Origin of the sequence: Bizionia argentinensis JUB59 (genome assembly GCF_000224335.1) — a bacterium.
Taxonomy (GTDB): Bacteria; Bacteroidota; Bacteroidia; order Flavobacteriales; family Flavobacteriaceae; genus Algorimicrobium; species Algorimicrobium argentinense.
Genome location: NZ_AFXZ01000012.1, coordinates 89972 through 116022, shown reverse-complemented (window position 1 = coordinate 116022; position 26051 = coordinate 89972). Strand labels below are relative to the sequence as shown.

Annotated in this window: 23 protein-coding genes; 4 read left to right on the top strand and 19 right to left on the bottom strand. The window is 33.4% G+C overall.

Translation table 11 applies throughout. From position 1 onward, the window contains the following. Positions 1 to 37: 37 nt before the first annotated feature. The 3 genes from BZARG_RS04785 to BZARG_RS04775 all read right to left on the bottom strand — a co-directional run bounded on the left by BZARG_RS04785 (position 38) and on the right by BZARG_RS04775 (position 3640). The gene (locus BZARG_RS04785) at positions 38 to 1456 is read right to left on the bottom strand and encodes an FAD-dependent oxidoreductase (RefSeq protein WP_008636008.1); all 1419 of its coding nucleotides are present in this window, start codon (positions 1454 to 1456) and stop codon (positions 38 to 40) included. Positions 1457 to 1521: 65 nt separating this feature from the next. After that, positions 1522 to 2790 (bottom strand): kynureninase, encoded by a 1269-nt coding sequence (gene kynU, locus BZARG_RS04780; protein WP_008636004.1) that lies wholly within the window; start codon positions 2788 to 2790, stop codon positions 1522 to 1524. Between the two features lie 175 nt (positions 2791 to 2965). Then, positions 2966 to 3640, bottom strand: coding sequence for a hypothetical protein (locus tag BZARG_RS04775; protein WP_008635867.1), 675 nt, complete (start codon positions 3638 to 3640; stop codon positions 2966 to 2968). A 58-nt stretch (positions 3641 to 3698) separates the two neighbouring features. On the opposite strand from BZARG_RS04775, the gene BZARG_RS04770 reads away from it, so the two are divergent. Next, positions 3699 to 4499 carry a class I SAM-dependent methyltransferase gene (locus BZARG_RS04770; RefSeq protein ID WP_008635839.1) on the top strand — a complete coding sequence of 267 codons (801 nt, stop codon included), beginning with the start codon at positions 3699 to 3701 and terminating at the stop codon, positions 4497 to 4499. Between the two features lie 49 nt (positions 4500 to 4548). Here the strand turns inward: BZARG_RS04770 and msrA are convergent, their stop codons facing one another. From msrA to BZARG_RS04755, 3 genes are all read right to left on the bottom strand, one after another. Then, positions 4549 to 5205: a peptide-methionine (S)-S-oxide reductase MsrA gene (gene msrA, locus BZARG_RS04765; RefSeq protein ID WP_040288021.1), complete on the bottom strand. Its 657-nt coding sequence runs from the start codon at positions 5203 to 5205 to the stop codon at positions 4549 to 4551. A gap of 117 nt (positions 5206 to 5322) precedes the next feature. Then, a complete protein-coding gene (locus tag BZARG_RS04760) occupies positions 5323 to 6102 on the bottom strand; it encodes a zinc ribbon domain-containing protein (protein ID WP_008635954.1) in 780 nt (259 codons plus the stop codon). 3 nt (positions 6103 to 6105) lie between these two features. Further along, complete coding sequence (locus tag BZARG_RS04755; protein ID WP_008635979.1) at positions 6106 to 7221, bottom strand: Nif3-like dinuclear metal center hexameric protein; 1116 nt, start codon at positions 7219 to 7221, stop codon at positions 6106 to 6108. A gap of 47 nt (positions 7222 to 7268) precedes the next feature. Between BZARG_RS04755 and lpxK the strand changes: the two genes are divergently transcribed. Next, on the top strand, positions 7269 to 8279 hold the full coding sequence (gene lpxK, locus BZARG_RS04750) for a tetraacyldisaccharide 4'-kinase (protein WP_008635877.1): 1011 nt from the start codon (positions 7269 to 7271) through the stop codon (positions 8277 to 8279). Here the strand turns inward: lpxK and BZARG_RS04745 are convergent. The 10 genes from BZARG_RS04745 to BZARG_RS04700 all read right to left on the bottom strand — a co-directional run bounded on the left by BZARG_RS04745 (position 8276) and on the right by BZARG_RS04700 (position 18087). Beyond that, a complete protein-coding gene (locus BZARG_RS04745; RefSeq protein WP_040288020.1) occupies positions 8276 to 10504 on the bottom strand; it encodes an ATP-binding protein in 2229 nt (742 codons plus the stop codon). The two genes, lpxK and BZARG_RS04745, sit on opposite strands and share 4 nt — an antisense overlap. A 47-nt stretch (positions 10505 to 10551) precedes the next feature. Then, positions 10552 to 11550, bottom strand: a complete 999-nt coding sequence (gene gap, locus BZARG_RS04740) for a type I glyceraldehyde-3-phosphate dehydrogenase (protein ID WP_008636020.1) — start codon at positions 11548 to 11550, stop codon at positions 10552 to 10554. Then, positions 11550 to 12428 (bottom strand): lipoyl synthase, encoded by an 879-nt coding sequence (gene lipA / locus BZARG_RS04735; protein WP_008635849.1) that lies wholly within the window; start codon positions 12426 to 12428, stop codon positions 11550 to 11552. Before lipA ends, gap begins: the two co-directional genes overlap by 1 nt. A gap of 84 nt (positions 12429 to 12512) precedes the next feature. Then, the gene (locus BZARG_RS04730) at positions 12513 to 13067 is read right to left on the bottom strand and encodes an RNA polymerase sigma factor (protein ID WP_008635992.1); all 555 of its coding nucleotides are present in this window, start codon (positions 13065 to 13067) and stop codon (positions 12513 to 12515) included. After that, positions 13058 to 14170 (bottom strand): glycosyltransferase, encoded by a 1113-nt coding sequence (locus BZARG_RS04725; protein WP_008635958.1) that lies wholly within the window; start codon positions 14168 to 14170, stop codon positions 13058 to 13060. Before BZARG_RS04725 ends, BZARG_RS04730 begins: the two co-directional genes overlap by 10 nt. A gap of 5 nt (positions 14171 to 14175) precedes the next feature. Continuing rightward, complete coding sequence (locus BZARG_RS04720; protein ID WP_008636024.1) at positions 14176 to 14379, bottom strand: hypothetical protein; 204 nt, start codon at positions 14377 to 14379, stop codon at positions 14176 to 14178. A gap of 92 nt (positions 14380 to 14471) precedes the next feature. Then, positions 14472 to 15275, bottom strand: coding sequence for an anti-sigma factor (locus tag BZARG_RS04715; RefSeq protein ID WP_008636014.1), 804 nt, complete (start codon positions 15273 to 15275; stop codon positions 14472 to 14474). Further along, complete coding sequence (locus tag BZARG_RS04710) at positions 15272 to 15817, bottom strand: RNA polymerase sigma factor (protein WP_008635927.1); 546 nt, start codon at positions 15815 to 15817, stop codon at positions 15272 to 15274. Before BZARG_RS04710 ends, BZARG_RS04715 begins: the two co-directional genes overlap by 4 nt. A gap of 66 nt (positions 15818 to 15883) precedes the next feature. Next, positions 15884 to 16897 carry a UDP-N-acetylmuramate dehydrogenase gene (gene murB, locus BZARG_RS04705; RefSeq protein WP_008635888.1) on the bottom strand — a complete coding sequence of 338 codons (1014 nt, stop codon included), beginning with the start codon at positions 16895 to 16897 and terminating at the stop codon, positions 15884 to 15886. Further along, the gene (locus BZARG_RS04700; RefSeq protein WP_008636017.1) at positions 16897 to 18087 is read right to left on the bottom strand and encodes a pyridoxal phosphate-dependent aminotransferase; all 1191 of its coding nucleotides are present in this window, start codon (positions 18085 to 18087) and stop codon (positions 16897 to 16899) included. Before BZARG_RS04700 ends, murB begins: the two co-directional genes overlap by 1 nt. 124 nt (positions 18088 to 18211) lie before the next feature. Here BZARG_RS04700 and BZARG_RS04695 point away from each other — a divergent pair, with 124 nt between their 5' ends. Further along, the gene (locus BZARG_RS04695; RefSeq protein WP_008636012.1) at positions 18212 to 19564 is read left to right on the top strand and encodes a PDZ domain-containing protein; all 1353 of its coding nucleotides are present in this window, start codon (positions 18212 to 18214) and stop codon (positions 19562 to 19564) included. Between the two features lie 53 nt (positions 19565 to 19617). Here BZARG_RS04695 and BZARG_RS04690 read toward each other — a convergent pair whose 3' ends face one another. Continuing rightward, positions 19618 to 20043: a DUF1573 domain-containing protein gene (locus tag BZARG_RS04690; protein ID WP_008635971.1), complete on the bottom strand. Its 426-nt coding sequence runs from the start codon at positions 20041 to 20043 to the stop codon at positions 19618 to 19620. 185 nt (positions 20044 to 20228) lie between these two features. Here BZARG_RS04690 and BZARG_RS04685 point away from each other — a divergent pair, with 185 nt between their 5' ends. Continuing rightward, positions 20229 to 22883, top strand: a complete 2655-nt coding sequence (locus BZARG_RS04685; protein ID WP_008636010.1) for a valine--tRNA ligase — start codon at positions 20229 to 20231, stop codon at positions 22881 to 22883. Positions 22884 to 24105: 1222 nt separating this feature from the next. On the opposite strand, the gene BZARG_RS04675 is transcribed toward BZARG_RS04685, so the two are convergent. Further along, on the bottom strand, positions 24106 to 24294 hold the full coding sequence (locus BZARG_RS04675; RefSeq protein ID WP_008636023.1) for a hypothetical protein: 189 nt from the start codon (positions 24292 to 24294) through the stop codon (positions 24106 to 24108). Positions 24295 to 24376: 82 nt separating this feature from the next. After that, the gene (locus BZARG_RS04670; protein WP_008636009.1) at positions 24377 to 25666 is read right to left on the bottom strand and encodes an HlyD family secretion protein; all 1290 of its coding nucleotides are present in this window, start codon (positions 25664 to 25666) and stop codon (positions 24377 to 24379) included. Positions 25667 to 26051: the final 385 nt, after the last annotated feature.

Sequence of the window (26051 nt, the reverse complement as noted above, 5' to 3'; positions counted from 1 at the left end):
TTTAATTTATATTGAGTTCTAATTAATGTTATCTTCCTTATTTATGTAATCCAGCAATTTTATCATCCTCTAAAACTATGTCCGTTTCAACTTTTACTTTTTCTAAAGTTACTAGTAATTCTTCAGTCGACAAATCTTTTGTTTTGGTAATAACGCCATCTGCCAACATATTCAATATGGCTTTGTCTTGCGCACGACCGCGAAGCATGGCATCACGATAGCTGACTTCTTCATTAAATGTGACTAATGAATATTTTGATGAATAGTCATTTGGAAATGTTTTTTCAAAAGCCATTTCTAAATCGCGTTTTTCTCTGAAATTCGGGTGATTTACATGTCCCTTCATTTCATGGAAATTATCGATCGCTAAATCGGCAATCGCATCCGTATCTTGTTTGCGTGAATTTTCGTAAACCTTAAAAATGGTTTCCCAATTATCGTGACCTTCATCTAAAACCTTATCAAATTCTACCACATCTTCAAAAGAAGCGTTCATACCTTGTCCATAAAACGGTACAATAGCATGAGCCGCATCTCCCATTAAAAGCGTGTTGCCTTTATAATGCCAAGGGGAACATTTCACGGTTCCTAAAGGTGCGGTTGGGTTGGTGAAAAAATCGTCAATAAGATTCGGCATTAAATCTAAAGCATCTTTAAAATACTTTGTAAAGAATTCTAAAACACGTTCTTCGGTTGTTAAGTTATTGAAATTATATTCGCCTTCGTCATAACTTAAAAATAAAGTAACCGTAAAACTACCATCTAAATTGGGTAAAGCAATTAGCATAAAAGCTTCGCGACCCCAAATATGAAGCGCATTTTTATAGGTTTTATAACTGCCATTTTCACCTGGAAGAATACTTAATTCTTTATAACCATGACTTAAGTAATCTTGCGAAAAGCTAAATAAGAATTTATGACCTAAATAATAACTTTGACGCATGGCAGAACCAGCGCCATCTGTAGCAATAATTATATCGGCATCTTCTATGAATTCTTTTTTGGTATCGAATTCTGTAAAACGGGCTGTGGTATTTTCAAAGTCGACAGATTCACATTTTCTATTAAAATAAATATTGACGTTATCGTGCTTTTCAGCTTCATCTAGCAATAGTGCGTTCAACATGCCACGAGATATAGAATTAATGTATTCGTGCTCGCGACCACTATAAGGTGCTAAAGTAGTATTACCTTCAACATCATGTAATAAACGACCATTCATAGGAATACAAAGTGGTTCAATTTTATCTTGAATTCCCACTAAATTCATCGCTTTTATACCGCGATCTGAAAGTGCTAAATTGATAGAACGACCAGCGCTAATATCGGTTTTTCGTAAATCGGGGCGCATTTCAATTAAGTTCACTTTATAACCGCGTTGACCTAAACGCAGCGCTAATAAGGAACCGCAAAGACCAGCACCAATTATCAATATATTTTGTTGTGTGTTTTTCATGCTTTAATTTATCTGTTAAACAGAATTGGGAGTTGCTAGAACTCCTTTAACGTGCAAGGTGCTTATTATTCTAATATATTTTTTAAACGCTCCACCATATGATATACATCCTGGTAGGAATTATATAATGGAATGGGTGCACAACGAATAACGTCTGGTTCGCGCCAATCGCTAATTACACCGGCATCTGTTAATTTATCGTGTAAACTTCTATCGGCATTTTTCACCTGAATAGAAAGTTGACAACCGCGTTCATCTGGGTTTTCTGGGGTGATAATTCGGATAGAATCATCGCCCACTTGTTTTAATAGGAATTCGAAATACGCTGTTAAAGCTCTAGATTTTTCATTTAGCTTTTTCATTCCAATCTCCTCAAAAATATCTAATGATGCTTTAATGGCGGCCATAGATAATATTGGCGGATTACTTAATTGCCAACCTTCTGCTCCTGGAATTGCATCAAATTCATCACGCATTTTAAAACGTGTTTCCTTATTATGACTCCACCAACCTGTAAAGCGGTTTAATCTTTTGTTATGGGCGTGACGTTCATGAACAAAGCAACCACCCAGACTTCCTGGTCCTGAATTTAAATACTTATAAGTACACCAAACGGCAAAATCAGCTCCCGAATCATGTAAGTTTAATTCCACATTTCCAGCACCATGGGCACAATCGAAACCAACCATACATCCGTGTTTATGTCCCAGTTCTGTAATACGTTTTAAGTCGAAAAATTGTCCTGTATAATAATTAACACCACCAATCATAACCAGTGCCACATCATCTCCATGTTCTTTTAGAATGGCTTCCAAATCTTCATAACGCAATAATTCTTCACCTTCACGAGCTTTCCAAAGTAGTAAACCTTCTTTATCATCATAACCGTGATGACGAAGTTGGGACTCTACCGCATATTTATCCGATGGAAAAGCATCTGCCTCAATAATAATTTTATAACGCTCGATTGTTGGTTTGTAAAACGACACCATCATAAAGTGCAGGTTAGCTGTTAAGGTATTCATAACAACCACTTCTATCGGTTTGGCGCCAACCACTTTTGCCATGCTATCCGTAAGGAATTCATGATAGCCTAACCATGGGTTTTTAGCGTGGGTGTGACCTTCTACACCTAAATTTGCCCAGTCTTCTAATTCTTGATTAATATAGTCTTTGGTAGCTTTTGGCTGTAGGCCTAATGAATTTCCGCAGAGATAAATCATATCATTTCCTTGTTTGTCTTTCGGAATATGAAACTGATTTCTATAGCATGATAATGTGTCGTTTTCGTCTTGTTCTTTAGCGAAATCAATACCTGTTTTGAAGTTGGACAATGTGTTTTGTTTTACGGTTTACACAAAAATAGGAATTATAATTTTAGGAATGACCGCTAAAAAGAAAAAGCACTTCAACCAGTGATTGAAGTGCTTTTTGAATATATATAGACGCTTAAAGCGGGATATTTACATTATATATACGTTCCAATAGCTAGTTTTGGATGTTTTGAAACTACTTTATGGTAACATCTGTAAAATATAGCTCCCAGTCATCGTCCATTTTTTTATGATTTAAAGCTAAAAGTACACCTTTAAAATCAGTGTCGTTTTCCCAAGTTGTAATCATAGAAGGTTCAACAGAATTACCTTTTCTATAAATCCATTCTTCAACCAGAAAGTCGTCGTTATAATAGAAATCATAAGCATCACCTGGTGTATATCCACCTTCATTCGTATAAGTTAAAGTGATTTTATTAAGCATTTTTTCGCTAATTGGTGCTTTTTCTATCACAGGATCTGTAACTGTTGTTCCTGAATCCCAAAATAAATTAAAAGGCGCTAATAGCCAGAATTTATCGTTTATAAACGATTTGTCAGCGTTAATAGATGTGCTATCCACTTGATTTCGGTTGTAATTTAAAGTGTCGGTATCAGTCATTAATTTCACATCATTTGTTTTTGGAGACCATTCCCAAGAACGTTTAAAAACTGTACTATCTTTTTTTACATTAAATGAAAAAGTAATGGTGTTTACATCGTCCCAATTTTTAACGCCATAAGCTTGAGCTATTTTCTCTGAAACTGTTAAAGTATTTTCATCGGAAATAATTGTTGATGTATTGTTCTTGTCTGATTTACAGGATTGCATAAAAAGTACAATCGAGAATAAAAGTATATATGGTTTCATAATAAATGTTTTAGAAGTTACAAAGTTATAGTAATTTAGGCAGATATATTATGAGAAAATGGATTTAGAAAAAAACTATTTTGCTACTAATAAAGCAACATGGAATACAAAAGTGAAAGTGCACGCGGAAAGTAATATGTATAATATGCTTGCTTTTAAAAAAGGTGAATCATCGTTGATGCCTTATGAATTAGAGGCTTTGGGTATTGTTTCAGGAAAGTCTCTATTGCATTTGCAATGTCATTTTGGTCAAGATACTTTAAGTTGGAGTAGGCTAGGAGCCAAGTGCGTTGGAGTAGATTTAAGTGATGAAGGAATTAAGTTAGCACAAGAATTGAACAGGGAATTAGGATTAGATGCCGAATTTATTTGTTGTAATGTTTTGGACACTTCAGAACATATTAAGGGGCAGTTTGATATTGTTTTTACCAGTTATGGCGTAATTGGTTGGTTGCCAGATTTAAAACCTTGGGGGGAAATGATTGCCGAGCGACTTAAAAAAGGCGGCACGTTTTTTATGGCTGAATTTCATCCTATTGTTTGGATGTTTGATTATTTAAAAGGGAAACCCATTATGAAATATGGCTATATGCAAGATGAACCTATTTATGAGGAATATGAAGGTACTTACGCCAATCAAGAATCTACAATGGTGAGTAAAGAATACGGCTGGAATCACGGTTTAAGCGAAGTTATAAATGCTTTAACAGAAGCAGGTTTGCATATTGAATATTTACATGAACACAATGAAAGTCCTTATAATGTGCTGCCAGATTTGATTCCAACAGAAAACGGCATGTTTAAAACAGTGGATAATTTATATCCTTTGATATTTACACTAAAAGCGACAAAGCTATAATGAAAAAAGTCATTCTGAATAAGAAGTTATGTTCAGAATGACTATTTTTTTAATGATTGGCTTTTAGTATGCCTGGCATCTTTCGTTTGAACTTATTTAATCGCGGAATCGATACATTTTGAATGTAAGAATTGTCAGGATTTAATCGCTCGTAATTTTGATGATACCCTTCAGCTTTCCAGAATTTTTGAAATGGATACACTTCAGCGGCAACTTTTTTACCTAATTCAGCTTCCAAAGCTTTAATTTTTTTTGAAATTAAAGCTTTTTGTTCAGCGTTCTGATAAAATATAATAGATCGGTATTGCGATCCGTTATCGGGACCTTGCCCATTTACCTGAGTGGGGTTTTGAGACGAAAAATACACATCCAATAAGGTTTCAAAGTTAACAACTTCTGGGTCGTAAATTACTTCAACAGCTTCGGCATGACCGGTTCTTCCCGTGTTACTAGATTCATAGGTTGGGTTTTTAGTCTGACCTCCTGCATAACCAGAAATAGATTCATCTACACCTTTAACACTTTCGTAAACTGCTTCCACACACCAAAAACAACCACTAGCAAAATAAGCTTTGGCTTTTCCGTTTTGCATGGCAACCTCAATAGGTTCTGCATTAATTATATCTTGTTGTTTCGGGTTAACTTGTGCGTTGTTATTACAACTAAATAACATGGCAGTCAATACCATTAGGAGTAGTTTGTTCATAGTTTTTTTATTTTAGACGTATAAATTATTGCAACCTTATAAATAAACTATTAAAATAATGATAAAAAAAAAGCCTTCAAAGAATTGAAGGCTTAGTGTATTTAATAAGGTTGAAGCTTATAATTTAGAAAAAAGCTTTTCCATTTTTGTGCGTTCTTCATCAGCTAATGCAGCATCCACTAAAATACGACCACTGTGCTCATCTGTAATTATTTTCTTACGAGATGCAATTTCCATTTGAACTTGTGGCGGAATAGTAAAGAAAGATCCTCCAGATGCACCTCTTTCAATTGGTACAACCGCTAATCCGTTTTTAACATTCTTTCTAATTCTGGTATATGCAGCAACTAAACGCTCTTCGATAGATTTTTTGAAATCCTCTGATTTTTTAATTAGCGCTTGCTCTTCTTTTTCAGTTTCCGCCAAAATATCATCTAACTCACTTTTTTTGTGCTTCAGGTGTGTTTGACGTTCTTTTAAGCGTTCTTTAGTCTGTGAAATCACTTCCTTTTTCTGCTCAATCTGAACCTTATACTCGTTTATATTTTTTTCAGCTAATTCAATTTCTAATTCTTGAAATTCAATTTCTTTTGAAATAGAATTAAACTCTCTGTTATTACGAACATTTTTTTGTTGCTCGTTATACTTTTTGATAAGTGCTTTAGCCTCTTCAATCAAATTCTTTTTAGAACTGATATCGTTTTTTATAACCTCTAAGCTGTCATCAAGCTTTTCATATCTGGTGTTCATTCCAGCAACTTCATCTTCTAAATCGCGTACTTCTAAAGGAAGTTCTCCACGAACATTTCTAATTTCATCGATGCGAGAATCTACGAGTTGTAAGTTATACAAGGCTCTTAAACGCTCTTCTACCGTTGCTTCTTTCTTTTTTGCCATACTCTAATAATACTTAACAGGATTTGTATTGGTATTTGATAAAATGAGCCTACCTACCGGTAAGGCAGGTGCAAAATTAGTGATTTTTTTCATAAGAAATGCAACTAAAAGGTTTTTTGTGAACTGCTCACTTTCATAATGGCCAATATCCGCGAGAATTAGGCTGTTTTCAGCTTGAAAAAAATCGTGATATTTTAAATCTGCTGTTATAAATATATCAGCGCCAGCGCGTTTAGCAGCAGAAATAGCAAAGCTTCCCGAGCCACCTAAAACCGCTACTTTCTGAATCGGTTTGTCCAGAAGTGCCGAATGTCTTATGGTATTTGTTTGCATTTGAGTTTTAAGATACTCTAAAAATTCGGATTCTGGCATCGGTTTTTCTAATGAGCCAATCATGCCCATGCCAATATGTTGATTCGTGTTTTCTATGCTGACAACTTCATAAGCGACTTCTTCATAAGAATGCGTTGTAAAAAGTGCTTTTAAAATTTGAGTTTCCAAATGCTTTGGAAACGTCACGGATATTTGTGTTTCAGCTTCCGAATGGTTTTCAAGCTTTTTCCCTTTGGTAGGATCAGAATCTTTACCACCTCGAAATGTTCCAGTACCTTCTAAATTGAAACTACAATTATCATAATTGCCAATACTTCCAGCCCCAGCTTTAAAAAGTGCTTCGCGAATTGTTGAAGCTTCAGCAGATGGAGCATACGTAATGAGTTTTTTTATGGTTCCTGATTGTGGAATTAGAATTTGACGGTTTGTCAGACTTAACTTTTCACAAATCATATTATTAACTCCGTGATATGCATTATCCAATGCCGTGTGAATAGCGAAAATAGCAATGTTATTTTGAATAGCTTTTATAACCACGCGTTCCACATAATTTTTGCCTGTAATTTTCTTTAAACCTGAAAAAATAATTGGATGAAAGCTAACAATAAGTTTACAGTTGGTGGCTATAGCTTCATCAATTACAGCTTCCGTAGTGTCTAAAGTGACTAGAATTCCAGATATCGGTTCCTGAGTATTTCCAACTAATAGACCCACATTATCAAAATCTTCAGCATAAGTAGTAGGAGCAAAATCTTCTAATAAATTTATAACGTCTTGAACAATCATTTCTATTTATGTTTAAGTTCAAAGATAAAATAATTACTTTCGTTGTTATGAAGCTTCTGCGAAAAATTTTATTCCCCATCGTTCCTATTTACTACGCGATAACTTGGTTGCGAAATCAGTTTTATGATATGCGCATTTTCAAAAGTAAATCCTATAATTTGCCAATTATTTGCGTGGGCAACTTAAGTACTGGCGGAACAGGAAAAACGCCTATGATTGAACTTTTAATACAAATCTTAAAAGATTCATACCAAGTAGCAACCTTAAGTCGCGGTTATAAAAGAGATACAGAAGGCTTTATACTTGCTAATAATTCAGATAGTGCTAAAACATTAGGTGATGAGCCTTTTCAGTTTTACACAAAATTTTATAAAGAAGTTCAAATTGCTGTCGATTCTAACCGACAACGTGGTATTGAAAAGCTGATAAGTTTGCCTAAAAAACTAGATGTTATTTTATTGGATGATGCTTTTCAACATAGAAGAGTAGATGCTGGCTTTAATATTTTGCTGACCACATATCATGAATTATATTGTGATGATTGGGTGTTGCCAACTGGTAATTTACGAGAGCCAAGAAGTGGTGCTAAACGTGCTCAAATAATTGTGGTTACTAAATGTCCAGATACTATTTCACCGCGAGAAAAGGAACAGATAATTTTAAAACTTAAACCCGAAACCAATCAAAAGGTGTTTTTTAGTTCTATAGATTATTCAGAAAACGTTTTATCTAATAATACCTCACAAAAATTAATGGATTTAAAGCCATTTACATTGGTAACTGGAATTGCTAACGCAAGTCCGTTAGTGGCCTATTTAAAAAATAAGGGTTTTAAGTTTAAGCATTTAAACTTTCCGGATCATCATGTGTTTACGGATGCCGATATTGCGCAGCTTGAACAAAAAAACTTATTACTAACTACCGAGAAGGATTTCATGCGTTTAAGGTCGTATACAAGTTTAGAAAATAAATTATTCTATATACCTATCACTGCTGTCGTTGATGACCAAGCGCTGTTTCGAACTATGATAATGGAGTATGTGAATTACGCAGATTAAATCGACTTGGTTTCATTAGATCCTATTAAAGCGTCGTAGAGTTTTTTCTCAAAATCCTCTTGTTTGAAAGGTTTGGAAATAATATCAGTAAATCCAGCTTCATCAAATTCCTGCATTTTGTCTTCAATTGTTACCGCTGTTAAAGCAAATATAGTAAGCTCTTGGTCAAATTGACGAATAAGTGTAGTAGCTTCAAGTCCACTAATTCCTGGCATATGAATATCCATTAAGACCACATCGTAATTTTCCTTGCGTACTTTTTCTACTGCTTCTTCGCCGTTATCAACGACATCACAGTTCAGGTTCATTTTGTTTAGGATCTTTTTCGTTATCATTTGATTGATTTTGTTATCCTCGACAACCAAAATCTTGATGTTTTCTAAATCGAAATCGCTAATATTATTGAAATATTCTATTTTTTTCTGCCTAGCTACTGGCTTAGCATATTTCATTGGGATTTCAAAAGTAAAAGTTGAGCCTTTATCTAAATCACTCCTTAAATATATAGTTCCCTTTAAAATATCAATAAGTCCTTTAACGATGGATAGACCTAAACCTGTTCCACCGTATTTTCTATTAATTTGAATAGAGCCTTGTGAAAAACTCTCGAAAAGGCGTTCTTGTTTTTCCGGGCTAATTCCAATACCATTGTCTTCTACTTCAAAACGAATGGTGTAATTGTCGCCATCTTGATTCATTTTTTTAGCGCGGATCCAGATATCACCATCTTTTGTGAATTTGATAGCATTACCTATTAAATTAATTAGAATCTGCGATATTTTAAGTTGATCTGCATTAAAGGTCTCTGGAATACTTTGCTCATAATCTAGATGTAATTTGATGTTATTACTACTAGCAGAATTGTTTAAAGCAGCAATAACATTGGTCATTTTCTTTTTAAGATTGAAGTTTTCTGGTTCAATATCAACCTTATTGGCTTCAATTTTATTAATTTGAAGAATATCGTTTATAAATGTCAATAAGTATTCTCCTGAAAATTTTAAGGATTTTAAATGTGCAATTTGATTTGGTTTTGGATCCTCATCCAATAACATATTAGTTAAACCAGTAACGGCATAAAGTGGTGTTCGTAATTCGTGGGTAACTGTAGATAAAAAATTAGCTTTGGTTTTAGAAGCTAATTCAGCTTTTTCCATGGCAACAATTAGTTCACTATTTTTAATGTGAAGCATGTTGTTGGTTTTTAGCCGAATATTGTTGTTTTTGTAAAGCGATAAAGTTAATAAGGATAAAATAGTAATTAGAGCAATACTTAAAATGGTAGTTAGTTTGCTTAAATTATTCTCTTTAATTTTTTCTTCGAGATTAGCTGCTTGTTCTTTTTGAAACTCTGTTTGGTTGCTTAATAAAATTTTAATCCGTTTTTCAGGCGATAAGTTTTCGCGCTTTGCTTTCAGTAAGGAATCCGAAAGCTTCATATGTCTTCTTAAATAGTTAGTGGCCAATTGATAATTACCATTCAATTCATTTAATTCACTTAAAACAAGATAACCATTAGTTAGAATACTGTAGAATTTATACTTCTGCGCCATATTAACACCTTCAATAGTGTTTTCAAGTCCTTCTTCATGTTTCCCTAGATGTGCTAGAGCTAATCCGTTATTAATTAGTGCGCTACTTTGAATTTTATCTAAATCATATCGTTTAGCTAAACTAATAGCTCTTGCTAATTGCTTATTAGCTTTTGAGTAATTTTTAATTTTTATGAGTGTTTTGCCTTCATTTAAAAGTACTTCAGCAACAAAATCGTCCAAACCTTCCTGTGTGAAAAGCGTATTAGCTGATACGAAATAATCTAACGCTTGGTTGTAATTTTGTTTGCTATTATAGACATTTCCAATGGTTTTGTAAGTCTCCGCTCGGTTAACGTCGTCCTTTATAATGCGTTGAATTTCGTTGGCTTTAAATAAGCTTACAAGCGCATCATCAGGTTCTTCAATAATATATTGAAGCTTACCCAATTTAGAATAAATGATGGCAATACTTTTTTTAGTACTAATTTTTTCTGCAAGAACTAAAGCTTCTGCTAATTTTTTCTCGGCTTCAAAAAAATCAGTACTTTCAATATTTCGTTGTGCTTGATTTATTTTATAGTCAATATTAATCTGAATTGTTTCATTATCTTTATTGATGTCATTTTGCGCTGAAAGACAGAAGCTTAAAAGCATTGAAACAATGACTATATATTTGTGTGTATGTGTCATCCAGAATTGACTGTTAACGACAAATATAATTATTTAGACCATAAATGTTACGGTTTTCTAGACAGAAAGCAAATTAAATCTATGATTCTTTGGGAGTAGCCTGTTTCATTATCATACCAGCCAATTATTTTTACCATGTTCCCAATTACAGATGTCATTTGTGCATCAAATACGCAGGAATGCGTATTTCCAACAATATCAATAGAAACAATTGGGTCTTCCGTATATGCCAGTATATTTTTTAAGTAACCTTCAGATGCTGTTTTAAAAGCAGTGTTAATGGTTTCAATACTTACGGCTTTTTCTACATTAAAGGTTATGTCTGTTAAAGAGCCATTGGCCACAGGAACTCGAATACCACAACCCCCAATAACATCAGATAGTTCAGGGAAAACACGTGTTAAAGCTTTGGCGGCACCTGTTGTTGTTGGAACTATAGATTGTCCAGCTGCTCTGGCACGACGTAAATCGCGATGTGGTTGGTCATGCAAGCTTTGATCAGAAGTGTAGGAGTGAACCGTCGTTATATATGCTTGTTTAATACCACAGAGTTTATTAATGACATCCATCATAGGCGCGGCGTTATTGGTGGTGCAAGACGCGTTTGAAATAATGGTTTCGGTTCCATCGATACTGGATTCGTTAATGCCTAAAACAATAGTTTTAATAGAGTCATCTTCTGGTGGTGCACTTAAAATAACGCGTTTGGCACCATTGGTTATATGATTTTGTAAAACGTCAACTGTTTTAAACTTTCCAGATGCTTCGATAACAAAATCCACTTCCGAAGATTTCCAATTAATATCTTTAGGGTGATTATGATGGGATAAAACAACCTTTTTATCGTTAACAATAATATGATCGTCGTCGCAGGAAATAGCTTCATGGAATATACCGTGAATACTGTCGTATTTTAATAAATGACTTAAAGTCTTAGAATCCGCTAAATCATTTATCGCAACAACTTCTAGTTCTGGATGATTATGAAGTAATCTGAATACACGACGGCCAATTCTCCCAAAACCATTAATTCCTATTCGAATCATTAGTTAATATGTTTTTGAGCCTTATATGACGAACGAACTAAAGCGCTGCTTTCTACATGTCTGAATCCTAAATCCAAGCCAATTTCGCGGTATTCATCAAATTGATCTGGTGTAATGAAGGCTTTTACAGGTAAATGTTTTTTACTTGGTTGTAAGTATTGACCAATAGTAACAACATCCACATCATGAGCTCTTAAGTCGTGAAGTGTTTCAATAACTTCTTCGCGTTCTTCACCTAAACCAAGCATAATTCCTGATTTAGTTCTACGTTGTCCTTGAGATTTTAAATATTTTAAAACACCTAAACTACGGTCGTATTTTGCTTGAATTCTAACCTCACGTGTTAAACGACGTACGGTTTCAATGTTATGAGATACAACTTCTGGCGCAACGTCAATAATTCTATCAATATGTTGCTCTATACCTTGAAAATCTGGAATAAGCGTTTCCATGGTAATTTCCGGGTTCATACGTCTAACAGACTTTACAGTTTCTGCCCACATTATACTACCCATGTCTTTTAAATCATCACGATCCACACTTGTTAAAACAGCATGCTTAATTTGCATTAATTTAATAGAGCGTGCTACTTTTTCCGGTTCATCCCAATCTAGGGTTTCTGGTCTACCGGTTTTTACACCGCAAAAACCGCATGAGCGTGTACAAACATTTCCTAAAATCATAAATGTTGCAGTACCTTCTCCCCAACATTCACCCATATTTGGGCAGCTTCCAGAAGCACATATGGTATTTAAATTGTATTTATCTACCAAGGTGCGCAATTCTGTATACTTCTTACCAGTTGGTAATTTAACACGTAACCACTTTGGTTTAGCTTGTCTTTCAGGTAAAATACTTGTAGCTGTTTCTGTTTTCATACACTAAAATTTCCTTTGCAAAGATACAAAGTATTATTGGAAATAAATGGAGATTTCTTGAAAGTACTCGTGTCCAAAATGGGCTTAATTGCGCTTGGTTTTAATAATTTCGGCAAGTAGTTTCTTTGCACGAAGTAACTTTACTTTAACGTTATTTATGGGTTCGTTAATTTCTGAAGATATTTCTTTATAGCTCAATTCCTGAAAATATCTTAAATTAATGACTTCCTGATAATGAGGCTTTAGCTTCTTGATATCACGAAGTAATTTAGCTAAATTTTGTTCGGTAATTAAAATGTCTTCCGGAGAAGGCGAATCATCCAGAATATTATGATATTTATCTTCATCGTGATGTGAAATATTTTGAGAAATAGAGTTTTTTTCCTTCCTAATTAAATCAATATGAATGTTTTTTGAAATGGTAATTAACCAAGTTTTAAAATTGTATTCACTTTTGTACGTATCAATTCTATCGAACGCCTTGGAAAAGGTTTGAATAGTAATGTCCTCGGCATCATTTTCATTCTTTACACGCTTTAATTGAAATCCATATACGTAATCCCAGAAAGAATCTAATAAAAAATTAAAGGCTTTCTGATCGTTCGTTTTGGCGCGCTCAATGGCTTGTTTTATTTCCAATGTTTTGGTTTTGATACGAGGTTAGATATAAATATAGTCAATTGGAAAATAACTAAAAAGAATTCTAATAAAGGAATGAACAGCATCAAGTCCTGCTCATCCAGTTTTTTTGCCGTAAACCACACAATTATTAACTGACTTATTAGACGCAAAGCGAAGAATATCAAGATGACTTCCCAGTAGAATAAAAATGCTAAAAGCACGATCCCAGATAACCAAAATAGTAATTGTGATGCGTAAAATAAAGCTAGTAAAATTTTATGAACAGGTTTGTAATGATGCGCTGTGGTAATATGACGCTTTTTCTGTGTTACCCATTCTTTAAACGTGGTTTTTGGATTGGAAATAGTAAAGCTGTCTTTAGCTACACAGACGCTAGTGTTTTTTGCCGTAGCGATTTGATTAATAAATAGATCATCATCACCAGAACGGATGTGCATGTGTTTCATAAAACCACTTGCCTTAAAAAAATCATCTTTCGTGTAGGCTAAATTTCTCCCTACTCCCATATATGGCATACCCATTTTTGCAAATGATAAATACTGCATAGCCGTCAATAAGGTTTCAAAACGAATTAACTTATTAAGGAATGATTTTTTAATTTTAGTATAGCCGCCATAACCCAATACGATAGTTTTGTCGTTGTTAAAATGCGCACTCATTTGGGAAATCCAATTTTTAGAAATTGGTTTACAGTCAGCATCCGTAAATAAAAGATGGTTATTTTTTGCGGCTTTAATACCTAATGTAAGTGCATATTTCTTGTTCGCCCAAAAAGCCTCATTATTTCTAACGTTTACAATCTTAATATTGGGGTGTTTATTAGCAAAATCTTCCATGACGTCCAAAGTATAATCATAAGAAGCATCGTTGATTAAAACAATTTCAAAATTGGGGTAATTTTGCGCGATGATCGAAGGAAGGAAATCTTTCAGATTATCGGCTTCATTTTTCGCACATATTAATACGGAAATCGGAATGTTATTTGGCTCCGGTTTCGTTTCTTTTTGAAAAGCAAATTGACTAAAAAAAACGAGATAATAGCCAACCTGAAAACACGCTACTACAATAAATATGTAGTAGAGAATGTCTAATATGAGCATTAAATTTACGAGTGTTGAGGTTCGTTACAGTTGTCAAATTGTTCTGGCAATTTTCCGCAGAAACCACAAGATTCACCCGTTGTGTTAAGCATAGGGTTTTGGCTGGCACAAGTTCCAGCAAATTTACCATCCTTTTTCGCCCATATTTTAATAGCAATTCCTGCTACGGCAATTCCTAACAATACTAATGTTATTAAAAAGAGTTTCATAAAATTTGTTTTTGCAAAGATACGGAATTTTAGAAATAACAAGACCTCGTTTTTTTTAAAAACGAGGTCTTGTTATAGGCTTTAAAAGAGGGTTATTTGTTTAGCGTAATTTCTGCAACCGAATTTTCTTTAGTCGCACTTAATTTACTTCCTCTTTGTTCTATAGTAATACTTAAAGCCAATGCATCTTCAGTATACGGAATTGATTTTAATTGTCTATCGGCCTCACCTAATATGCCTAGATTCACCATTTTGTCTTCCAACTCTGCCCAGATTTGATAACATTGCTCTTCTGGCAATTGTGGAAGAGAAACTACATCAATCATAGAGGTTTTGTCTTTAGGATTTATGTAAGCAACCGTCTTAAGGTTTTTAGCACGATTATTACCATTTATTATATACTTCTCTGTTTCTGGATCGTTTAGTTGATTCATTTGACGCATTATTTCGTCTAAACGTCTGTTTTTATTATCCAAGTCGTCTAGTCTATCATATATTTCATCAGCAATTTTTTGGTTTTCAATTTTTAACATTTTGTTCTGCTGAAAGAAAATATAAGATGTTCCTGCAAACATGATAGCAACAACACTTGCGGCAACGCTTAATTGAAACCATTTTTTACGGATTCTTGTTTTGTTTAATGCAATTACTGGGACCTCCGTAGCTTTCTCTTCAAGTGCGTCCATTATAGAATTAAGAGCCGCTTTAGGTGCTTTAATAGCTTGCGCTTGAGCCACCAATTCTAATTGGCTTTGCATGTTGTTGTAAACGCGATCTACTTCTGGATATTTAGAAATATAGGATTCTACAGTTTCAGTTTCTTTAGACGTCGTTTGGCCTAAAAGATATTTATCTAGTAGGTCAGAATTTAAAAATGTCGTTATTTTATCATTCATGACTGAGTTGTTTCTGGGTCGTAAATTTTTTTCAATTCACGAAGTCCGATTTTTAATCTCGATTTTATTGTGCCAAGCGGGATGTCCAACTCGTCACTAGCTTCTTGCTGGGTCATGCCCTCAAAGAAGAGCGCATTAATAACAATCTGATATTTTTCTTCAATAGAACTTAAGTGCTTTTGTATGTCTAGCGCGTCCTGATTTAAACTATCACTTGTTAAGGTATATACGTTTGAAGCATCTATTTGGATTTCCTTACTCGCTTTATTATTATGCGAACGAACTTTATCAATGGCTGTGTTATAGGCAATTCTATATAGCCAAGTAAAAAGTTTGGCTTTTTTAGAATCATAAGATTTGCCTTTCTTCCAAACTTTTATAAATGTTTCCTGTAAAGCATCCTGTGCTAAATCGGGATCTGTTAGCACTTTAGATATCACACCAAAAAGCGCATCGCCATAATATTCATATAATAATGATATGGCTCTTTTGTTGCCTTCTCTTAGTAAGCCAACTATTTCTTCTTCTATCGGTGTGCTCAAAATTTTATTTGGTTGTAGTTAAAGTTGTTTTTAGCAACAAGGGCTAAGTTATATAATTCTAATCAATTATAGTAAGTTTACTTCAGCTTCAATTTTAATGTTAAACAAACGCCTAACGGTAAGCTGAATTAATTCAGCGAGTTTAAGAATGTCAGATCCATTTGCATGGCCATAATTAACTAGTACAAGCGCTTGTTCTTTATGCACACCATAATTACCAAAACGTTTGCCTTTAAATCCAGCTTTTTCAATAAGCCAACCTGCAGGAACTTTTACTTCTAATTCTGAAATAATATAGCCTGGTGCATTAGGAAATTGCATTTTAAGATCTTTGTATGCTTCTGTTGAAATAATAGGATTTTTAAAAAAACTACCGCTATTTCCTATTTCTTTAGGATCTGGTAATTTACTTTGGCGGATAGCAATTACTGCCTTTGAAACATCCTGAATGGTTGGATTATCAATAGACATTTTTTGTAATTGATTAGAAATAGCTCCATAATTAGTATGTAATTGATGATGATTTTTTGTGAGTTGAAACGTTACACTGCAAATAATATATTGTCCTTTAGCTTCTTGCTTAAAAATAGAGTTTCTATAATCGAAATTACAAGCCGCTTTATTAAATGTTTTAATAGATCCAGTAGCTATTTCTAACGCTTCACAAGAAACAAAACTATCCTTTAGTTCAATGCCATAAGCACCTATATTTTGTATGGGGGCAGTTCCTACATTTCCAGGAATTAATGATAGATTTTCAAGACCACCATAATTATGCGCTAAACACCATAAAACAAATTCATGCCAGTTTTCACCTGCACTCGCTTTAATATTTACCGTATTTTCTTCTTCTAAAATAACAGAAATCCCTTTTATATTAATATGAAGAACTAATGCCTCTATGTTTTGAGTTAACAACATATTACTGCCGCCACCCAAAATAAATTTTTTAGGATAATCTGGTAAAACCAACACCTTTTGTAAAGATGCGATACTGTTTACAGACACAAAGTGTTTGGCAGTCGCTTCAAGACCAAAGGTGTTGTATGGTTTTAATGATATGTTATTTAAGATTTGCACTAATCTTTATAAACCTTTAAAGCTTCTTTTAAAATATGAACAGCTTGAACCAAACTTTCTTTATTAAGCACATAAGCAATTCGGATTTGGTTTAAACCAACACCTGGAGTCGAATAGAATCCTGCAGCGGGTGCTACCATGATGGTTTCGCCATTAATATCGAAATCCTCTAATAACCATTGTGCAAAAGCATCGGAGTTTTTTATCGGTAATTCAACAATACAATAAAAAGCACCTTTTGGTTTGGCTACCTTCACACCATCAATTTTTTCTAATTCAGCAATTAGAACGTCGCGACGTGCAACATATTCTGTTTTCACTTCATCAAAATAGCTTTGAGGTGTTTCCAAAGCCGCTTCACTAGCAATTTGCGCTAATGTTGGTGGACTTAATCTTGCTTGAGCAAATTTTAAAACGGTAAAAAGAACTTCTTCGTTTCTAGAAACTAAACAACCAATTCTGGCACCACACATGCTGTAACGTTTGGAAACAGAATCAATCATAATAGCATGATCTTTTAAGTTTTCTTCTTGCATGATAGAGTAGTGTTCAACACCATCGTAAGCAAACTCACGATATACCTCATCTGAAATTAAAAACAAGTCATGTTTAATAACAATTTCCGCTAATTTTTTAATTTCTTCTTTGGTATATAAGTAACCGGTAGGGTTTCCTGGGTTACAAATTAAAATAGCTTTTGTTTTTGGCGTGATTAGTTTTTCAAACTCTTCAATAGCAGGCAAAGCAAAATTGTCTTCTATTTTTGAAATTACAGGAACAATATTTACACCCGAAGCTGTTGAGAATCCATTGTAATTTGCATAAAAAGGTTCAGGAATAATAACTTCGTCATCGACATCCATAATACTTCCAAAAGCAAATAATAATGCTTCACTACCTCCAGTAGTTACTATAATATTTTCTTTGGTTACGTTAATATCGTGTTTGCTATAATAATTCGCAATTTTGCTTCTATACTCATCAGATCCTTCAGATCTACTGTAAGCTAAAGTTTCGATGGAATTATTTCTAACAGCGTCTAGAGCTATTTCTGGTGTTTTTATATCCGGCTGACCGATATTTAAATGGTAAACGGTTTTTCCTTGTTTGTACGCTTTTTCTGCAAACGGAACAAGTTTTCTAATTGGTGACTGCGGCATGGCAGCGCCTTTTTGAGATATTTTTGGCATAAACTTATGGTATTAAAAACGCGAAGTTCTGAAATATATATTGATTTAGTTGTTAAAAACGTGTTGTAATTAAGTAAATATGAACAATATGTCGTACTTTAATAGCGTACTTCATACATAGCAGATGAAACGTTCTAAATTTATTGTCATTGTATTAGCACTTTTGGTTAGTTTTAGCCTACTATCCCAAGAGCAAACGTTTCAGTTCAATAACGGAAAAACTTCTGATAAAATCCGTTTTCAATTAATTAATAATCTTATTGTAATTCCCATTGCTATTAATGGTGTCACGCTTTCCTTTATTTTAGATAGTGGTGTAACCAAACCTATTTTATTTGAACATATAAGTAGTCTAGAAGTTTTAAATTCAGAAACTAAAGAAACATTCTTTTTAAAAGGTTTAGGAGATGGTTATGTTGTGGAAGCTATTAAATCGACTCAAAATAAAATTGAAATTGGGAAAGCTGTAAAGTATCAACAAACAATTTATGCTATTTTTGATGGAAGTATGGATTATACACCAAAATTAGGTATTCCTATTCACGGTATTATTGGTTATGATGTCTTTAAAGATTTTGTGGTAGAAATCAATTACCGATCAAAATATATAAAACTACTTAATCCGGATACCTATAAAGAAAAATCTTGTCGCAATTGTGAGAAAATAGCCTTGAGCTTTTATAATTTAAAACCATATATTACGGCTCAAATCCGTATTGAAGGTAAAGATATTCCCGTTAAAATGTTATTAGATACCGGAGCAAGTGACGCACTTTGGTTATTTGAAGACGCATCACAACAAATTGTTTCTACGGATAACTATTTTGATGATTTTTTAGGTTATGGATTAAGCGGAGCTCTTTACGGAAAACGATCCAAAGTAGAGAATTTAACTATTGGTAACTTTGTTTTGAATGAGTCTTTGGTTGCTTTTCCTATAGGAGAATCTATTGAAACGCTAAAAAAATATAAAGATAGGAATGGTACTATTGGTGCTGAAATTTTAAAACGATTTCACGTCACGTTTAATTACCAAGACTCCTACATGGTCATAAAGAAAAACGCTAATTTTAAAAAACCATTTAGCTATAATAAAAGTGGTATTGATATTGAGCATAATGGCATACGCTTGGTAAAAAATTATTATTATACTTTAGATAATGGTCGCCTACTTTATGGCAAAAACACAGATGTAACTAAACACATTTCAAATAAAAGCCCTTATGACGATTATCGATTGAAAACTGTTCCAGCTTTTGAAATTGTGAAAATTAGACCTAATAGTCCTGCGCAATTAGCCGGTTTGCAGTTAGGCGATTTTATTTTGGAAGTAAATGGAACGGATGTCAAAAGATACAGTCTTCAAGAACTAATTCATTTATTTAAAGGGCCAGATGGTAAAAGGATACGGATTCGAATTGAACGCGATGGTAAACTCTTTAAATATGAATTTAATTTAAATAACTTATTAAACTAAAAACAGCCTTGATTTCTCAAGGCTGTTTTTTAATTAAATGTCTAAATCTAGTATTACTGACTCATAACACTTTTATTTTTTTTCTCTAAAACGCTTGATCTTTTAGGATCAATAACGTCACCTTTAATTTTTAAAGCCGTTGTTGGTGTATCAGCATTAGATAAAACTGTAATAGTTTTACGAATAGGCATGACGCGATTGGTGTCATACTTTACTGAAATTTGACCTGTTTCTCCTGGAGCAATAGGGCCTTCTGGTTTTTTTGGAACCGTACAGCCACAACTTGATGTTACATTGGAAATAACTAGAGGTGCATCACCGGTGTTTGTAAATTCAAATACACGAACGCCATCAGCACCTTTTTCAATAATGCCATAGTCGATCGTTGTTTCTTTAAACTCGATTTTCGCAACTTTTTCTTGTGCATTAACTGCAAAGCTAATTAGCCCTACAAATAGTATCGTAATTAAATTTTTCATAATTTATATGTTTAATATGGTTGTAAACTTACTCACTTTTTCGTCCTTATACAAAAAAAATAGACGTACGACATCGGAATTATAATATTAAACTGCAATTGTTATATAATATGACGTCTTATAATTTTTTGAAAATAGAAATATAAGTACTTTTGTATATTATATTTCAAAAACTATTCCAAAGTATGCAAATTCCATCAAAATATGATGCAAGTCAAGTAGAGAGTAAGTGGTATGATTACTGGATGAAAAATAATTACTTTCATTCCACGCCCGATCATAGAGAACCATATACCATTGTAATTCCACCTCCAAACGTAACAGGTGTGCTACATATGGGGCATATGCTTAACAACACGATTCAAGATGTATTAATTCGTCGTGCGCGTTTGCAAGGTAAAAATGCTTGTTGGGTGCCTGGAACCGATCATGCATCTATTGCTACCGAAGCTAAAGTGGTTGCTAAATTAAAGGAGCAAGGAATTGATAAAAACGATTTGACACGTGATGAGTTTTTAGCACACGCCTGGGATTGGACTCATGAATACGGCGGCGTTATTTTGGAACAACTTAAAAAACTAGGCTGTTCATGTGATTGGGATAGAACCAAATTCACTATGGATGACGATATGTCGGAATCTGTAATTAAAGTTTTTGTAGATTTATATAACAAAGGTTTAATTTATCGTGGTTTTCGCATGGTCAACTGGGATCCTGAAGCAAAGACAACCTTGTCTGACGAGGAAGTTATTCATGTTGAACAACAAGGAAACTTATATTATCTAGAGTATAAAATAGAAGGAAGTAATGAAACGTTAACTATTGCAACTACACGTCCTGAAACTATTTTTGGTGATACAGCTATTTGTATCAACCCAAATGATGAGCGTTTTACCCATTTAAAAGGTAAAAAGGCTATTGTGCCGATTTGTAATCGTGTTATTCCTATTATTGAAGATGAGTATGTAGATGTAGAGTTTGGAACGGGTTGTTTAAAGGTAACGCCAGCTCATGATGAAAACGATAAAAATTTAGGAGATAAGCACAATCTGGAAGTTATTGATATTTTTAATGATGATGCGTCATTGAATAGCTACGGATTGCATTATGAAGGAAAAGATCGTTTTGTGGTTAGAAAAGAAATTGTAAAAGAACTAACAGACAGTAATACTTTAATAAAAACAGAACAACATTTAAATAAAGTTGGAACCTCTGAACGTACTAAAGCCGTTATTGAACCAAGATTATCTGATCAATGGTTTTTGAAAATGGAAGATCTGGCAAAACCTGCCATTGATGCTGTTTTAGGTGAAGATGCTGAAATTAAACTATTTCCTAAAAAGTTTGAAAACACCTACAGACATTGGATGGAAAATATTCGCGATTGGAATATTTCCAGACAATTGTTATGGGGACAACAAATTCCAGCTTATTTCTATGGCGACGGCAAAGAAGATTTTGTAGTAGCTGAAACTATTGAGCAAGCCGTGCAATTAGCCAATGAAAAGCGAGATGTCACGCTGAGCGCAGTCGAACCGCCTTTTACCGCTGAAGATTTACGTCAAGATAAAGACGCATTAGACACGTGGTTCTCATCATGGTTATGGCCAATGAGTGTTTTTGATGGTATTAGAAATCCAGAAAACGAAGAAATAAAATATTATTATCCAACCAACGATTTAGTAACAGGTCCGGATATCTTGTTTTTCTGGGTAGCACGTATGATTGTTGCTGGTTACGAATACAAAGATCAAAAGCCTTTTAATAATGTTTATCTAACGGGGTTAGTGCGAGATAAGGAACGTCGAAAAATGAGTAAATCATTAGGGAATTCCCCTGATGCTTTAAAATTGATTGAAGATTATGGTGCCGACGGCGTGCGTGTTGGATTATTATTGAGTTCAGCCGCTGGAAATGATTTAATGTTCGATGAAGCGCTTTGTCAACAAGGAAAAGGTTTTGCTAATAAAATATGGAACGCTTTCCGTTTAATAAAGGGTTGGGAGGTAAGTGAAACTATAGAACAACCAGAATCAAGTAAAATAGCTTTAGAATGGTTTGATGCGAAGTTTCAAGAAACATTAGTTGAAATAGAAGACCATTTTAGTAAATACCGTTTGTCTGATGCTTTAATGGCGACTTACAAACTTATCTGGGACGATTTTGCGTCTTGGTTGTTAGAAATTATAAAACCAGCATACCAACAGCCTATTGATGCAAAAACACTTCAAGAGGTTATTGCGCAGTTTGAAAACTTAATGAAAATATTACATCCATTTATGCCTTTCCTTACGGAGGAAATCTGGCAATTTATGGAAGAGCGTAAACCTGAAGATGCTTTAATAGTAACACCTTGGCCAGAGCAAAAAACGGTTAATGCAGCATTCATTTCGGATTTTGATTTTATGCAAGATGTGATTTCAGGTGTTCGACATATTCGTAAGGATAAAAACATTCCATTTAAAGATGCCATTGGTTTTTCAGTCATTAATAATGATTCGGTTTCCAAGGCATTGGATTCGATTATTATCAAATTAGGTAATTTGGAAGCCATAGACTATGTGGACAGTGCGGTTGAAGGCGCTTTAACCTTCCGTGTCAAATCCAATGAGTACTTTATTCCTATAGCTGGGACTATTGATGTGGAAGAGGAAATTAAAAAGCTAGAAGAAGAATTAAAATATACTGAAGGCTTTTTAAAATCAGTTCAAAAGAAATTGGCCAATGAACGTTTTGTGGCTGGCGCTCCAGAGCAAGTTATTATAAACGAGCGAAATAAAGAAGCCGATGCTTTAGCTAAAATTGAGACTTTAAAAAGTAGTTTAGAAAGTTTAAATTAAAAAAGAGCAGTTGCCTTCTAGTAGGCAACTGCTTAAATTATTTAGCACATACTAATCATACATGCATTTTGATAGCATTTTACTATGTACGAATTTGGATGTGCACCAGTTTTACACTGCTTTGGACCTTGGCAATCGTCGTCACCACTACATTCAAATAATCTCTTCCCTCCTTTAATAACTTGTTGTTCTGCTTTATTTAAAGCGACTCCTAGATTTTGTAAATTTTTCATAATAAATTATTTATAAATTTAAATTGCCTTGATCATTTAAAGACACTCAAGGTTTTGTCTGTTCCTCTCGAGAGAATATTTTAATAAGTTTGGACGAAATTGCGATTAAATATTTTATAGCTTAGTTTAAGCTGAAAAGGTTAAACCAGTAATAGAATATTGGTATTACGCGTCACAGAACGTGATCCATAAAATGAAAGATCTTTATCGCTTAATAAGTCTATTTTTCTTAACTTTTTTTATTTAGTTTTTTTGAACAATTAAATTAGGCGTGTTATGAGTGATTAATTATTTTTATAAAAGTTTTAAAATTGGTGCTCACTAGAAGTAAGCACCGCTTTAAATAGTTTTTCTAATCACAACACTGAAGAAGTGTTCCATAGTTACCACAATAAGGTTCTGATCCATCATCCGAATTACAAGAACATGGACAAAACTTCAATTGGCCTCCATTAATAGCTTTTTGTTCAACTCTAGACAAAACGATTCCTAAATTTTTTAAATTTTTCATAATAAAAATATTTATAAATTAAATTAGCTGTGATCGTTTAATGACAGTCACAATTTCTGTCTATTCCTCGCGAGAGAATGTTTTCTATTCCAGCGGGAGCAGGAATCTACTTTTGTTTTTAATATTTTGTTTTTCACGCCAATTAGTTTATTTAAATATGTCTTTTATTTGATAGGAAAAACGTTCAGCTAGGCGCAGGTCTTCCGTTATAATTTCAGCACTACCTTGCATTTCTTGCTTAAAAGCTATTTCTTTTTTTTATGATGTTATTAGCTTATCAGGAAGTTTTACATCTAATAAATAAAAGCCTTCGATATCAGGAATTATTGGAATTTGAAAAATTCGGCTTCAGGATAGTTATGATTACTTAAATGTATTTATTTTCCAGATTCAGCTTTTTGCAATTCTGTATTGCTATTTTATTTAGTTCCTATTAATTTAAAATGAGGCAGCTAAAAGCTGCCTCATTTGGAATACTTTACACACAGTATCCATAACAGCATGTAAGATTATTTGAGCAATATAAACCTGTGTCACCACCACATTCAAATACTTCATTTGGGTCATACACTTTTATTTTAGCTGGTGGACAACCTTTTTGGCCGCCATTAATAGTTTTTTGTTCTACTTTAGTTAAAGCGACTCCTAAATTTTGTAAATTTTTCATAATAAATTATTTATAAATTTAAATTGCCTTGATCATTTAAAGACACTCAAGGTTTTTGTCTGTTCCTCGCGAGAGAATATTGTTATTTGAATATATCCTTTATTTCATAGAAAAACCTTTCTAATAAACGGAGGTCTTCAGTTATAATTTCAGCACGACCAAGCATTTCTTGTTTAAAGTCTATTTCTTTATTATAAGATGTTATTAATTTTTCAGGAAGTTTTACATCTAATAAATAAAAGCCTTTGCTATCAGGAATTATAGAAATGTGGTTAATTGTACCCGGCAAAAAACCAAACTCGGCTTCAGGGTAATTCTGAACACTAATGTTAACTTGTTGACCCACTTTTAGCTTACCGGAATTTTGTATTGGTGTTTTTAATTTTGCAATATAATCAAGGTTTTCTGTAGGAATAATAGTGAACACCAAATCTCCAACAGTCACATTTTGATTAGCGCTCCAGAAATGCAGAAAAGAGACTTTTCCTTTTATATTTGATTTGAGCACATACTTTTGCTCCCAACTATGAATCGCATTTTTTAATTGGTTAAAAGCTTGCAATACATTTTTCAATAACTTAATTTCTTCTCTAGTTTTAGTTATTTCTGTTCCTTTTGTGGTTTTGTTTGCATTACTTATAGATTCTCGTATTTGCGAAATAGAGGATTCGAAGTTTTTAAAGTTACGTTGAGATTGCGCGTATTGTATTTGTTTGTTTTCATATTCTAATTTAGAAATAACACCTTTATTAAATAAAGTTTCATGCCGTTTTAAATTACTTTTTGCAAAATCTAATTCTGTTTGATTAATTATTAATTGTGCTTTTGCATTTTGTAATCTGTTCTTTAATTCAGACATAGAGTTTTTATTAGCTAGAGCGTCATTAGAAAAGGGTTGTAAATCTCTATTTAATGTATATTGAGAGTAATAATTTTCAAAAAGTGCAAAGTCTGAATCTACTTCTCCTAAAAATAGTATAGGCAAATTATCTATCGGAAAGTAAAAAGATTCATTATTGGGCTTTATAGTATCAATAATATGTTTTAGTGCTTGAATGTCTTTAAAATTGGCAGTGTTTTCCAAAGTCGCCAAAATGGTGTTTTTATTTATTACTTGATTGTTCTCAACAAAAACACTATCAATTCTGCTACTTATTTTAGCATATTCTTTTTGAGGGGGTATTAGTGTCGTTACTAAAGCTTCTGCTGTTATTACATCTGGATATTTTATAAGCCAGCTTAAACTAAAAAATAAAATAATTATTCCTAAAAAAAGTATATTACCATATCGTATCATCCAATGTGGCACATAAGATAAAATATCTTGTACCTGTTCGCTTCGCAACTCTATTTCTTCTAATTTTTTGGACATGGTTTTTTGAAAAATGGAATAATTTCTGAATATTAAATTTTTTAATTAATTTAGAAATAGGGAGGTTGTCTAATCTCCCTATTTATAATATTAAAAACCTTCACAAGGTTGAGCAGGACAATACCCAGCATGTGTTCTAAGCTTGCAAATCCCCTGACAACACCATTGGTCACTACCGCAGTTAAGATCGCATACGCATTGTTTAAACGAACCTCCATTAATAGCTTTTTGTTCAACTCTAGACAAAACGGTCCCTAAATTTTTTAAATCTTTCATAATATATAATATTTATAAATTAAATAAGTTGTGATCGTTTAAAGACAGTCACAGTTTCTGTCTATTCATCGCGAGAGAATGTTTTTAAGTATTCAGGTTTCAACTGCAC